The organism is Campylobacter sp. (genome assembly GCF_052169515.1).
GTDB lineage: Bacteria > Campylobacterota > Campylobacteria > Campylobacterales > Campylobacteraceae > Campylobacter_A.
Window position 1 is genome coordinate 37,115 of the sequence record NZ_JBQNCH010000011.1, and the last position, 12,251, is coordinate 49,365.

Consider the following 12,251-nt stretch of genomic DNA (forward strand, 5'->3'; position numbering starts at 1 on the left):
GTGGGAGATCATGAAAAAACTGGTTTGGTTAAATCCTGTTGTAAAAAGTATCTACGACTTTGCGGCGCTTAAAGAAATTTTACAAAACAAAGGCTTTAGCGTAATGGAGTGCGAAAAAGACCACGTTAATAGCGTCAAAAACGCATATAAAAATGACCTCGCGCAAAAGGAACTCATCTTTGATAGTCGCTGTCCTAGGGCTGCAAATTTCATCAGGGCAAATTTCAAAGAGCATGCCAGCCTCATCTCAAATTTAAACCCTATTTTGATTGAAAGCGCCATGGAGCTTAGCTCAAAGCTAAAAGAGAACGAGTGGCTCTACGTGACGACACCCTGTGAGGACTTGGCCGAGCTTGGCAGGGGGCTAAATTTAGCTCGAACCACATTTTTGACATGGAAAAGCTTCAAAGAGCAAAATGAGATAAATTTAGAGACAAAAAAGCTCGAAGCAAGCCCGGTACCGCCGGGATTTTTTACAAATTTGGGCGTAAAGACCCTAAGCCTTGGCAGCGCAGAAAAGATACAAAACGCTCTTTCATATAAATTTAGCGAGCTTAAAAACTACCGGATCATCGAGCTTTTATACTGCGAAAACGGCTGTCACAACGGAGATGGGCTGTGAGGGAAATCTTTAAAAAGAGCATTTTAGTTTTGGTGATCTTTGCCATCTGGCAGGTTGTTTGTGAGCTAGAAATTTTTACACCATATATCTTGCCAAGTCCAGCGACGACCTTTAAGACGATGTTAGCCATGATACAAAGCGGCGAGCTCGTCACGCACACGGTCATCAGCTTTAAGCGTATATTTGCAGGCTACGCGCTCTCCTTTGCCCTAGCACTTGTGCTTGGCGGTATTGCAGCGCTTTTGCCAAAGATCGGCGTTTATTACGAGTGGATACTGGAGTTTTTTAGAAACATCCCGCCACTTAGTTTGATCGCCATTTTGGTGCTTTGGTTTGGCATAAACGAGACGCCAAAGATCATTATCATCATCCTAGCCTCGTTTTTTCCAATGTTTCTTAGTATCTCAAAGGGACTAACTAGCTGCGACGTGAAGCTCATTGAGGTCGGTAAAATTTTTGGCTTTAGCAAATTTGAGATTTTTTACAAGATCATTTTTAAAAGCGCGCTAAAAGATATCTTTGTCGGTATGCGAATAGGCTTTGGCTACGCTATGCGCGCGATCATCGGAGCGGAGATGATAGCGGCCTCAAGCGGGCTAGGCTACTTGATCCTTGATGCGGAGGAGCTTTCACGCGCGGATAGGATATTTGTAGGCATTTTTACTATCGGCGTTTGCGGTGTGCTCATAGATAGGATATTTTTGCTCTTGATAGCGAAATTTAGCCTTTTGCGAGGTGAAAAATGATAGAAATTTCAAATTTATCCAAGTATTTTTTTATCGGCGGTAAGAAAATAGAGGTCTTAAAAGAGCTAAAATTGAGCGTAAAAAAAGACAAAATCACCGTCATACTTGGCAGAAGCGGATGCGGCAAAACTACGCTTTTGCGCCTCATCGCCGGTCTTGAAAGCGTAAGCCTTGGCGAGATAAAATTTAAAGAGCCTGCAAAGATCGGCTTCGTCTTTCAGGAAGCCCGCCTCATGCCATTTTTAAACGTCTATGAAAATATCGTTTTTGCGCTTAAAAAGCATGAGATAGAGGCTGCAAAGATAGACGCACTTATATCGATGATAGGGCTTAGCGACTTTAAATTTGCCGCAGTTTCGCAGCTCTCTGGGGGCATGAGCTCGCGCGTTTCGCTTGCAAGGGTGCTTGCGTACGAGGCAAATTTGATCCTCATGGATGAGCCGTTTGCTGCGCTTGATGCATTTACTAGAGCTAGCATGCAGGCTGAAATCTTAAAGATAAAGGCTGGCAAAACTATCCTTTTCGTCACGCACAACATCGACGAGGCGCTATTTTTAGCTGATGAGATCATCTTGCTTGAAAAAGGCGGTATAAAGTCAAACTACGATCTATCAAATTTAGCAAGGCCAAGAGACTTGCTAAGTGAGGAACTAATAGTGATAAAACGCAAAATTTTGAGTGAAATTTAGGTAAATAAAATGATAATTAAAACCAAAATGAAGCAAAAAATTTATATAATCCACAAAATTTAAATCACAAGGAGCAAATATGAGAAAGTTTTTCAAGGTTTTATGTGCAGCCTCTTTGCTTTGCCTCGTCGCAAACGCAAGCGAAGGCTTAGATAAGATCGGCATGACCTACGTCAAATCGCCACTAAACGTCCCATCTATCGTCGATAAATTTAAAGGCTTTTACGCGAAGTCTTTTGGCGTGCCGGTGGAGTACTCTGACATAACATCAGGTGCGAAGCAGACGCAAGCGCTAGCTTCAAATTCGCTCCAGTTTTTAAACTGTGTGGGTGGCACTTCGGTTATACTTGCAGCGGCAAATAAGGCTGATATCAAGATCGTAAGCGCCTATTCAAGGGCGCCAGAGGCCTTTGTGATATTTTCTAAGGACCAAAACATAAAGTCACCAAAAGATCTAAAAGGCAAAAAGGTAGCAGGCCCAAAAGGCACGATCTTAAACGAGCTTTTGGTTAGATACCTAGCGCTTGGAGGGCTTAGCATAAATGACGTCGAGTTCGTATCTATGGGCATCCCAGCTGCGCAGGCTGCGCTAGAAAACGGAAGCGTTGATTTGGCGCTTCTTGCAGGACCCGCTGCTTATAACGCTCAAAAATCAGGCCTAAATGTAGTCACAACCGGCAAAGGCGTCATCACTCCAGTCATAGTGACGGCTACAAGCGGCGAGTTTTATAAAAAGCATAAAGACGTCGTTGAGAAATTTAAAAAGGCTCAGGATGAAATTTTGGCATTTATAAATGCAAACGAAGAGGAGGCGCTCAAACTCACAGCCCAGGAGACCGGGCTTAGCCTAGAGGCGGTAAAGAGCATGTATCCTCAGTATGACTTTAGTCCAAAGATCACGGCTGATGACATAAAAGCGCTTGAAGCTACGCAAGAGTTCATGCTTGAAAGCAAGATGATCGAGCAAAAAATAGATATAAAATCACTTCTACTAAACTAAAATTTAAAGGGCAAATTTGCCCTTTTTCTCCATAAAAAACAGCCAAAATTTAAAGCCAAATTCGCCACGGTAAAAGTCTAGCAAGCGTTTGTTTGCACTTTATCTGCTATAATAGCTAAAAAATTTAAGGAAAAAATATGATCCCATTTACTGATGAAGAGCTTTTAAAACCAGTGACAGCGAGTTTGCAAAAGGTGCTGCCGATGCTTGAAAATGACGGCGGTGGAATGGAGTTACTTGGTATAAAAAACGGCAAAATTTACGTAAGACTCACGGGACATTGTCATGGATGCGCAGCTAGTACGACTACGCTAAAGTACGGCATTGAAAGGCAACTACGCATCGACATTCACCCAGAGCTTGAGGTCATAAATGTTCCAATTGGCGAGGAATTTAACATTGGTGGATTATAAAAAAGTAGGTATCAAGCACTTTAAACGCTCAAAATTTAAAGATGCGATCTTTTACTTTTCACTAGCGTATGAGAAGACGCAGGATAAAAATTTGCTATTTTTGATTCAAATTTGTTCTCTTGGCGAGGAAAATGCCGAGGAAGCAAAGCTTTTGTTTGACTACTATATGGCTAAGGTAAGAGCTGGCGAGGACGACGAGAGTGTGGAGGAAATTTTAAAAATTTTAGAGTCCAGAGATGCTGAAGATGAGTATTTTGAAGAGCAAGACGCGATCAGCTACGAGGACTTTAAAAGAGCTGTTTATAGAGACGGAAGCTTTAAAAAGGTCTTTGAAAACATCATGTTTTCAACCAAGGTTATGATCTCAAACAAAGATGATTTTTTGGAATTTTTAGGAAATTTGATAAAAAATGACTTCATTGATATGAGCATAAACTATCTTGAAAGCGCAGCGGTGATGTTTGGTAGCGACGAGCGTATAGGTAAGCTTTTTAAAGAGATACAAAAAAGACAAAACGATGAAAATATCAGTAGAAAATAGCTTCATAACAGATGACTCAAACGAGTGCGAAGAGGGCTCGTTTTTTGTACAAACTACCGCAAATACGAGATTTACAGAGGATGCTGTAAAAAATGGCGCAAGGATAATCACTCTTGAAGAGTGCAAAAAGCTCTTAAATATCGATAAAAATTTAAAGATAGTCGGCATTACAGGCACTAATGGCAAGACCACGACGGCTGCGGCTATCTATGAGACTTTGCGAAACTTAGGCAAAAAATGCGGCCTAAGTGGTACAAGAGGAGCATTTATAGAGGGTGAGCAGATAGATGACAAGGCGCTTACGACAAGTGCTATTTTAAGGACGCTTTCATATCTCAAAACAGCTAGCGAGCAGGGTTGCGAGTACTTTGTGATGGAGGTTAGCTCGCATGCGATCGCTCAAAAACGCATAGAGAGCTTAAATTTTGCCCTTAAAATTTTTACAAACCTAACGCAAGATCACCTAGACTACCATAAGAGCATGGAGGAGTACGCTAGAGTAAAGTCAAGCTTTTTTGACGATGAGAGCGTAAAGCTCATAAACATTGACGATGGTGGAGTTAAATTTAACCCAAAAAATGCCTATACATATTCGCTCAAAAAGCCAGCTAGTTTTGCGCCGATAGTTTATGGGCTAAAGGACGGCATAGACGCAGTTATCAAAACGCCAAATGGCGATGTGGAGATAGACTCAAGCTTGCAAGGTGAGTTTAATCTCTACAACCTGCTTGCCGCACTTGGAGCCGTTTGCTTGCTAGAGCGCCCAGACGCAGCCGCACTTTCAAATGCGATAAGCAAATTTAAAGGTGTTAGTGGCAGGATGGAAGTGGTTAGCACCGATCCACTAGTCATTGTTGACTTTGCCCATACGCCAGATGGCATAGAAAAGGTGCTAAACTCGCTTAGACATCTAAATTTGATAGCGGTCTTTGGTGCAGGTGGCGACAGAGATAGGACAAAGCGCCCTAAAATGGGAGCAATAGCCCAAAAATACGCGAGAATTTGTATCGTCACAAGCGACAATCCAAGAAGCGAAGAGCCAGAGAATATAATAGACGAAATTTGCGCTGGCATGAGCCAAAATGAAAATTTGATACGAAATGCCAACCGTAAAGAGGCGATCGCGCTAGCTCTTGACAAGCTTGAACCTGGCTGGGCACTTGTCATACTTGGCAAAGGCGACGAGCCATATCAAGAGATAAATGGCGTCAAGTATCCATTTAGCGACAAAGAAGTGGTAATTGAACTTTTAAAGAGGTAAAAATGAATATAGAAATTTTAGCTAGCAAGATCCATAGAGCCGTCGTAACAGACGCAAATTTAAACTATGTTGGCTCAATAAGCATAGGCGAGGAGCTAATAAAGGCTGCAAATTTGATAGAAAATCAAAAGGTTGAAATTTTAGACGTAAATAACGGCGAGAGATTTGCCACCTACGTGATAAAAGGCAAAAAAGGCGAAATTTGCCTAAACGGCGCAGCTGCTAGAAAGGTTTGCGTGGGCGACGTGGTCATCATCGTAGCATACGCTAGTATGAAATTTAAAAAGGCTAAGAAATTTAAGCCAACCATCGTGCATGTAAATAACAAAAACGAGATCATAAAGGAGTAGACGGATGTTTGAGGGATTTGACTTTTCAAAGATGGGGCAGATGCTTGAGGATGTGCAAAAGCAAGCCAAGCAGATAGAAGAAGAGAGCAAAAATAAAGAATTTGGGGCAAAAAGCGGCGGCGGATTAGTGAGCGTGAGAGCAAATGGCAGTGGCGAGATACTTGATATCAGCATCGATGATAGTCTACTTGAAGATAAAGAGAGTATGCAAATTTTATTAATAAGCGCCGTAAATGACGTGCTAAAGTCAGTCGAGGCCGATAAGAAAAACACCGCTTCAAGGATGCTTGGTGGCCTTGCTTCGATGGGGATAAAATGAGACTAAATTATAAATTTGCCCTTGCTTTTTTGCTAACAGCACTTTGCCTAAATGCCGATCCTAGGCCTACACAAGAGGACTTTAACGCTTGCTTTGAAAAGAACAAAAACTCGATCGTCTCAGTAAATAAACATTTTGGTGTGGCTATCACTAAAAATTTGATCGCCGTGCCAAAAAGCGAGGGAGCCCCACTTGGCGAATATGTCAAATTTGACCCATATTTGCAGCTTTTCTTAGTCCGCTCTAGCAAGGAGCTAAGCCCTGTTGTGATGGCTGATGAGACCAACGAGGAGCGCATTAAAAAGAGCACTTGGGTTGGTATTTTAAACGATGCTAATAACACAGTGATGGGCCACATCAAATCTTTGGGGCAAAATTTAGGCGACTTTGATACGCTAAGTTTTGAGTACAACGCAACTGGCGAGATAAACACGCCTTGCTGCAAGATGATAGGTATCGCTGTTGGAGCTGATAAATTTATACCAAATCGCTATTTAAAGCACTTTGTCTCTTACGATGACGTATATTACGGCGATATAGGGGTGAAGTTTTTACAAAAAGAGGATAAATTTTTTGTTGGCCTTGTTGACCCTTTGGGCCGCGGCAAGATGTTGATGGTTGATGATGAGCTTGTTACGATAAATGGTATCAAACCAAAGAGCCTAAGAGAGCTAAATGAGATGGTGCTTTTTGCTCCAAAGGGTGCAAAACTTGACATCATCGTCAAGCGTGACAGAGAGCAGCTACTCTTTCAGGTGCCAGTAAGCGGAGATGTGAAATTTAATCAAAGCTTAGAGGTGAATGCACCATCAAGCCTTGATATGCCTAACTTTAATATCATGCCAAAAGAAGCACAAACGATGTTTGACGATAAGATTTTGGTTGATTATGGTATCACGGTTGATAAAAATTTAGTAGTTACCAAGGTTGAGCCAAAGTCAAATGCGGAAATTTTTGGCATCAAGATCGGCGATAAAATTTTAGGCTACAACAAAGAGAGCGTAAGCAACCGCGAGGAGCTTTTAGAAAAGATAAGCGATCTACAAAATTTCGTGCTTTTGTTTAGCAGAAATGACTTTCAGTTTTTTGCAAGAGTGCCAAAATGAGCCTACTTGAAGAGTTTGTAAAATTTCTAAACGAAAATTTGCCAAAGGCGCCTAGCTTTCACCCTTACTACGAGGAGGCGCTCGGCGTTATGCTAAAGGCTGGAGGGAAGCACTTTAGGGCGCTTTTGCTTCTTGGTGTGGTAGATAACGTGAATAAAAGCCTCACGCAAAAGGCTATGAGGGTGGCTTTAGGACTTGAGATGATGCACACCTACTCACTCATCCACGACGACCTACCTTCAATGGACAATGCAAGCTTAAGGCGCGGCACGCCAACGCTTCACGTAACATACGACGAGACTACTGCGATACTCGCAGGAGACGCGCTAAATACGCATGCTTTTTATGAAATTTCACGTGCTGATTTACCAGCTGACACGCGTATAAAATGCGTGGAAATTTTAAGCCAAAATGCCGGAACTAGTGGCATGGTGCTAGGTCAGGCACTTGATTGTTTTTTTGAAAATACGAACAAAGAGGACATCAAAAGAGCAAAGGCTAAATTTGGCCTCTCTGGCAAGATGCTAAGCCTTGATGAGCTAGTATTTTTACACATCCACAAGACCGCAAAGCTCATCGCTGCTAGCCTAAAAATGGGCGCTGTGATAGCAAATTTAGACGAGACTGAGTGCGAGAAAATTTATGATATCGGTCTAAAGCTTGGCCTTGCTTTTCAGATACAAGACGATATCATCGATCTTACAAGCGACGAAGTGGCTGCTGGAAAGCCCGTACACAACGACCTAGAGAAAAATTCATTTACAAATTTACTTGGTCTATCTGGCGCTAAAAAGAAAAAATATGAGCTAATAAGCGAGATAGAAGAGGCACTAAAGCAGATAGACGCTGGCATAGCAAAGATGATCTTAGAGCTTACAGATAAACACCTAAGATAAAAGCTAGAAATTTCTAGCTTTTTGCTAATAAAAAATTAGAAAATTTATATCACTCTTTAGACATTTTAGGATAAAACGCAAGGCAAGTTTTAATCACTTTTTTGTATAATCTGACGCAATAAAAGGAGATGATATGCTAAAAAAACAAGCCGATACTATAAGATTTTTGTGCGCTGATATGGTGCAAAACGCTAACAGCGGACACCCAGGTGCTCCTATGGGCCTAGCTGATATCATGGTGGTTTTAAGCAACTTTTTAAAACACAACCCTAAAAATCCAAAATGGTTAAATAGAGATAGGCTAGTTTTTAGCGGCGGTCACGCATCAAGCTTGGTCTATAGCTTTTTGCACCTAAGCGGCTACGATCTAAGCTTAGACGAGCTTAAAAATTTTCGCCAACTTGGCTCAAACACCCCAGGACACCCAGAAATTCACACTCCAGGCGTTGAGGTGGCTACTGGCCCACTTGGTCAGGGTGTGGCAAATGCAGTTGGTCTAGCCATGGCAGAAAAATACGCTGCAAACGTACTAAACGAACCAGACAATAAAATAATCGATCATAAAATTTACTGCCTTTGTGGCGACGGCGACCTAGAAGAGGGTATAAGCTACGAGGCATGTTCGGTGGCTGGAAATTTAAGACTAGACAACCTTGTGCTTATCTACGACTCAAACAATATCACGATCGAGGGCGACACAGCGATCGCATTTAGTGAGGACGTCAAAGCTAGGTTTGAGGCGCAGGGCTGGGAAGTCGCACGCATAGACGGACACGACTATGACCAGATCGAATTTGCACTTGAGCAAGCAAACGAGAAAGAGTCGCCATATCTTATCATCGCAAACACACGCATAGCACGTGGGGCAATGGAGCTTGAGGGCAGCCACCACAGCCACGGCGCACCGCTTGGCGAAGAGATCATCAAAAAGGCAAAGGCCGCAGCTGGCTTTGATCCTGAGAAGAAATTTGCCATTGGCGAGGACGTGCTTTTAAGATTTAGAGGTGCGGTTGAAAAGGGTGATTTAGAAGAGGCTATGTGGAACAAAAAGGTCGAGGCATTAAGCAGCGAGGGTAAAAATTTACTAAACTCACTTCTAAATCCAGACTTTAGTAAGCTAGAATTTCCAGACTTTAGCGACAAAAAGCTAGCCACAAGAGATACAAACCACGTCATTTTAAATGAGATAGCAAAAAAACTGCCTGGCTTTATCGGTGGCAGCGCTGATCTTGCTCCGTCAAACAAAACCGAGCTAAAGGGCATGGGAGATTTTCCAAATGGTAAAAATATCCACTACGGTATCAGAGAGCATGCCATGGCAGCCATCAACAATGGCATAGCCAGATACGGTCTTTTCTTGCCATTTTCAGCGACATTTTTCATCTTTAGCGACTATCTAAAGCCAAGCACGAGGATAGCAGCACTCATGGGTATCAAGCACTTTTTTATATTTACGCACGATAGTATTGGGGTTGGCGAAGATGGCCCTACACATCAACCGATCGAGCAACTTAGCACATTTAGAGCTATGCCAAATTTTTATACTTTCCGCCCAGCTGATGGCAACGAAAATGCAGCTAGCTGGCAAGCGGCGTTAAATTTAAACGCTCCAAGCGCATTTGTGCTTAGTCGTCAAGGTCTCGAGCCACTTGCTAAAGGTGAATTTGGCGAGGTTGGCAACGGCGCATATCTTTTAAGCTCATCAAAAGATGCGAAGATAACATTTATCGCAAGTGGCAGCGAGGTTTCACTTTGTGTAAAAGCAGCCGCACTTCTTGGCGAGCAAGGTATCGGTGCAAACGTCGTATCAGCACCTTGTTATGACCTGCTTTGCGAGCAGCCAAACGAGTATGTGGCTAAAATTTTAGACAAAAATACAACCATAATCGCAGTTGAGGCTGCGACTGGCCTTGAGTGGTATAAATTTGCCGACGCAGTTTATGGCATGAGCGGCTTTGGTGCCAGCGGCAAGGCGAATGAGCTATTTGATCACTTTGGCTTCACGCCACAAAAACTTGCAAATTTCGCTAGTGAAATCATATAAATTTAATCTTGGGGAGTAAAATCCCCAACTGTAATCTACAATCAAAAAAGGCATTTTATGGAAATTTCTCACGTTATCGTTTTGGCCTTGGTACAAGGCATAAGCGAGTTTTTACCGATATCTAGCTCGGCTCATCTCATCTTGGTGCCAAAGTTGCTTGGCTGGCCAGATCAGGGGCTTGCCTTTGACGTGGCGGTGCATGTTGGCACTCTAAGTGCGATACTTTTTTATTTTAAGGATACGATTTTTAAGCTACTTCGCGACTTTTTTGCCTCAATCGCGCAAAGAAAGATGGTGGGCGATAGCTTGCTTGTCTGGTGCGTTGGATTTGCCACTATTCCAGTGGGGATATTTGGACTTTTATTTAACCATGCGATCGAAGAGTACGCAAGAAGCGGCGTTGTGATCGCGGCAACTACGATCATCTTTGGCATAGCGCTTTACTTTGCCGACCTTCGCTCATCAAACAAGAGCGAATATGAAATGACCATAAAATTTGCTCTTATCATAGGCTTAGCACAAGCTATAGCACTGATCCCTGGCGTTTCAAGATCAGGCGTAACGATGACAGCGGCCTTATTTTTGGGCTTTAGTCACAAGGGCAGTGCAAATTTCTCATTTTTGATGTCGATCCCAGTTATAATCCTAGCTGGCGGCCTAGAGTGCTTAAAGCTCATAAAAGACCCAAATGCTTTGCCATGGAGCGATATCGCACTTGGCGTCGTTGTGAGTGCGGTTAGCGCATATGTGTGCGTGAAGCTTTTCATGGGGCTCATCTCAAAGGTGAGGATGTTGCCATTTGTCGTTTATCGTCTTATTTTGGGAGCGTTTTTATTATATTTGTTTTTGTAAATTTATAGAGATAAAATGACAAATCAAGACATCATGCTCATAGCTGGAGCAATAATCATACTCTTTTTAGGTACAAAAGCACTCAGACAATATCTACAAACTAAATAGGCAAGAAGTTAATTTAGACTGGTAGTTTAAATTTGCCAAGGAAAGTCCCTGGCAAATTTTTAGTCTTCCTTTTTCTCTTTTTTAATAACGTTTAAAAAGTCTTTTGCAGCTTGATAAGCCCTATCACCAATCTTTTTAGCTTCTGATTTGATATCCATCTGCTTTATATCTTCAAGTTTTTCGTTGGCCTTTTTCTCAAAGCTAGTGATCTCTTGCTTGATCTCTTCAAATTTATCATTTGCGTCAAAATTTAGTTTTATCTTTTTGCTTTTTTCATTTAACTCTTGCTTTAAATTTTCAAGCTTATTGTTTGCCTCGCTCATAAACTTTGCTACGCTGCTTGATGATTTTAGCTCTTCTATTCTTGAGACGATCTGCTCTCTTGCCTGATCACTTATGCGTTTAAATTTAGCAAGACTAGTGTCTAGTTCGCTATTTAGCACATTTTCGATCTCGTTTTTTGCTACCCCTTCAAATTCGCTTTCAAGCTCTTTGAGTAGGGCTATAAAATCCTCATCAATATTTTTTAAATTCAAAAGTTGTGAGTTTAGCTTTAGCTCATCTGGAGCAAATTTAGCCTCATCTTTTAGCTTTTCAATAGCTCTTAAAATACCATCTCTTGTGCCATTTATCGCTCCACTCATCAGCTCTTTTGCAAAGATATGACCCTCGTTTGCTAAATTTATAGCAGGGACGATAATATTTTTTGAGATTTCAAGTATTCGTTCTTTGCTAAACTCTCCACCAATTATCGCAGCATAAGTCATGTTTTTGGCTATCGCGTTAGCTGTCTCTTCGATATCTTTTGCACCTTCAAGTGTTGTTAAAAAGGCGATAGTAGCACTTTCTTTTAAAATCCCAAGAAGTCTCGTCTCTCTAATAATTGCATTATTTAAAAGCTCTAAAATTTCCTCTTTTTCACTAAAATCTCTATCTTTTATGATATCTTCGGCCGCTTCAAATGAAACTTTTAGCCTGTTTTTGATCTCATCGCGCTTGATCTCTATAAGACGGTCCAGTTCATCTTTCTTGTTAAGCAGCTCATAAAGTTCCTTTTCTTCACCACCGACAAGAGCTTGATTTATCCCCTCCATCGCACTTTTTAGATTTTTTATGTTTATGAGATCCGCTTTACTCATCTCATCATAAAGCTCATTCATTTTTGCCTTTAAAATTTCAGGCAAAGCGTTTGTGTCTTTATCTGCAATATCTTTAAAAAAGCTGTTACAAAGGGCCTTCATGCTTATTAGCAAGCCATCACTGTTTTTATAATCACTTAAATTTTGTTCTAATTTATTCATCTT

General features: G+C 41.6%; 14 protein-coding genes. 13 read left to right on the forward strand and 1 reads right to left on the reverse strand.

What is annotated here, in order from left to right; genetic code table 11:
* The first annotated feature begins 10 nt into the window (after nucleotides 1-10).
* The 13 genes from ACTTKV_RS05390 (at nucleotide 11) to ACTTKV_RS05450 (ending at nucleotide 10,839) form a co-directional block, all read left to right on the forward strand.
* Nucleotides 11-622 carry a hypothetical protein gene (locus tag ACTTKV_RS05390; RefSeq protein WP_442549598.1) on the forward strand — a complete coding sequence of 204 codons (612 nt, stop codon included), beginning with the start codon at nucleotides 11-13 and terminating at the stop codon, nucleotides 620-622.
* A complete protein-coding gene (locus ACTTKV_RS05395) occupies nucleotides 619-1,368 on the forward strand; it encodes an ABC transporter permease (protein WP_442549599.1) in 750 nt (249 codons plus the stop codon). Before ACTTKV_RS05390 ends, ACTTKV_RS05395 begins: the two co-directional genes overlap by 4 nt.
* On the forward strand, nucleotides 1,365-2,057 hold the full coding sequence (locus ACTTKV_RS05400) for an ABC transporter ATP-binding protein (protein ID WP_442549600.1): 693 nt from the start codon (nucleotides 1,365-1,367) through the stop codon (nucleotides 2,055-2,057). The genes ACTTKV_RS05395 and ACTTKV_RS05400 overlap by 4 nt, the downstream gene beginning before the upstream one ends.
* Before the next feature lie 79 nt (nucleotides 2,058-2,136).
* Nucleotides 2,137-3,057 carry an ABC transporter substrate-binding protein gene (locus ACTTKV_RS05405; RefSeq protein WP_442549601.1) on the forward strand — a complete coding sequence of 307 codons (921 nt, stop codon included), beginning with the start codon at nucleotides 2,137-2,139 and terminating at the stop codon, nucleotides 3,055-3,057.
* A gap of 137 nt (nucleotides 3,058-3,194) precedes the next feature.
* Complete coding sequence (locus tag ACTTKV_RS05410; RefSeq protein WP_442549602.1) at nucleotides 3,195-3,470, forward strand: NifU family protein; 276 nt, start codon at nucleotides 3,195-3,197, stop codon at nucleotides 3,468-3,470.
* Nucleotides 3,457-4,011, forward strand: coding sequence for a histidine kinase (locus tag ACTTKV_RS05415; RefSeq protein ID WP_442549629.1), 555 nt, complete (start codon nucleotides 3,457-3,459; stop codon nucleotides 4,009-4,011). Before ACTTKV_RS05410 ends, ACTTKV_RS05415 begins: the two co-directional genes overlap by 14 nt.
* Entirely contained in the window at nucleotides 3,989-5,272 is a 1,284-nt protein-coding gene (locus ACTTKV_RS05420) for a UDP-N-acetylmuramoyl-L-alanyl-D-glutamate--2,6-diaminopimelate ligase (protein ID WP_442549603.1), read from the forward strand. Before ACTTKV_RS05415 ends, ACTTKV_RS05420 begins: the two co-directional genes overlap by 23 nt.
* 2 nt (nucleotides 5,273-5,274) lie before the next feature.
* Nucleotides 5,275-5,622 carry an aspartate 1-decarboxylase gene (panD, locus tag ACTTKV_RS05425; protein ID WP_002941539.1) on the forward strand — a complete coding sequence of 116 codons (348 nt, stop codon included), beginning with the start codon at nucleotides 5,275-5,277 and terminating at the stop codon, nucleotides 5,620-5,622.
* A gap of 4 nt (nucleotides 5,623-5,626) precedes the next feature.
* Nucleotides 5,627-5,941 carry a YbaB/EbfC family nucleoid-associated protein gene (locus ACTTKV_RS05430; RefSeq protein ID WP_107785678.1) on the forward strand — a complete coding sequence of 105 codons (315 nt, stop codon included), beginning with the start codon at nucleotides 5,627-5,629 and terminating at the stop codon, nucleotides 5,939-5,941.
* A complete protein-coding gene (locus ACTTKV_RS05435; RefSeq protein ID WP_442549604.1) occupies nucleotides 5,938-7,047 on the forward strand; it encodes a DUF7488 domain-containing protein in 1,110 nt (369 codons plus the stop codon). Before ACTTKV_RS05430 ends, ACTTKV_RS05435 begins: the two co-directional genes overlap by 4 nt.
* On the forward strand, nucleotides 7,044-7,943 hold the full coding sequence (locus ACTTKV_RS05440; RefSeq protein WP_442549605.1) for a polyprenyl synthetase family protein: 900 nt from the start codon (nucleotides 7,044-7,046) through the stop codon (nucleotides 7,941-7,943). Before ACTTKV_RS05435 ends, ACTTKV_RS05440 begins: the two co-directional genes overlap by 4 nt.
* Nucleotides 7,944-8,076: 133 nt before the next feature.
* Nucleotides 8,077-9,987: a transketolase gene (gene tkt, locus ACTTKV_RS05445; protein WP_442549606.1), complete on the forward strand. Its 1,911-nt coding sequence runs from the start codon at nucleotides 8,077-8,079 to the stop codon at nucleotides 9,985-9,987.
* Between the two features lie 57 nt (nucleotides 9,988-10,044).
* Nucleotides 10,045-10,839, forward strand: a complete 795-nt coding sequence (locus tag ACTTKV_RS05450) for an undecaprenyl-diphosphate phosphatase (protein WP_442549607.1) — start codon at nucleotides 10,045-10,047, stop codon at nucleotides 10,837-10,839.
* 167 nt (nucleotides 10,840-11,006) lie between these two features.
* Here the strand turns inward: ACTTKV_RS05450 and ACTTKV_RS05455 are convergent, their stop codons facing one another.
* Entirely contained in the window at nucleotides 11,007-12,248 is a 1,242-nt protein-coding gene (locus ACTTKV_RS05455; protein WP_442549608.1) for a hypothetical protein, read from the reverse strand.
* Nucleotides 12,249-12,251 lie beyond the last annotated feature (3 nt).

Coding starts and splice junctions, on each gene's coding strand:
- panD (WP_002941539.1), top strand. CDS start 5,275: ATGAATATAGAAATTTTAGCTAGCAAGATCCATAGAGCCGTCGTAACA.
- ACTTKV_RS05405 (WP_442549601.1), top strand. CDS start 2,137: ATGAGAAAGTTTTTCAAGGTTTTATGTGCAGCCTCTTTGCTTTGCCTC.
- ACTTKV_RS05435 (WP_442549604.1), top strand. CDS start 5,938: ATGAGACTAAATTATAAATTTGCCCTTGCTTTTTTGCTAACAGCACTT.
- ACTTKV_RS05400 (WP_442549600.1), top strand. CDS start 1,365: ATGATAGAAATTTCAAATTTATCCAAGTATTTTTTTATCGGCGGTAAG.
- ACTTKV_RS05440 (WP_442549605.1), top strand. CDS start 7,044: ATGAGCCTACTTGAAGAGTTTGTAAAATTTCTAAACGAAAATTTGCCA.
- ACTTKV_RS05450 (WP_442549607.1), top strand. CDS start 10,045: ATGGAAATTTCTCACGTTATCGTTTTGGCCTTGGTACAAGGCATAAGC.
- ACTTKV_RS05420 (WP_442549603.1), top strand. CDS start 3,989: ATGAAAATATCAGTAGAAAATAGCTTCATAACAGATGACTCAAACGAG.
- ACTTKV_RS05430 (WP_107785678.1), top strand. CDS start 5,627: ATGTTTGAGGGATTTGACTTTTCAAAGATGGGGCAGATGCTTGAGGAT.
- ACTTKV_RS05455 (WP_442549608.1), bottom strand. CDS start 12,248: ATGAATAAATTAGAACAAAATTTAAGTGATTATAAAAACAGTGATGGC.
- tkt (WP_442549606.1), top strand. CDS start 8,077: ATGCTAAAAAAACAAGCCGATACTATAAGATTTTTGTGCGCTGATATG.
- ACTTKV_RS05410 (WP_442549602.1), top strand. CDS start 3,195: ATGATCCCATTTACTGATGAAGAGCTTTTAAAACCAGTGACAGCGAGT.
- ACTTKV_RS05390 (WP_442549598.1), top strand. CDS start 11: ATGAAAAAACTGGTTTGGTTAAATCCTGTTGTAAAAAGTATCTACGAC.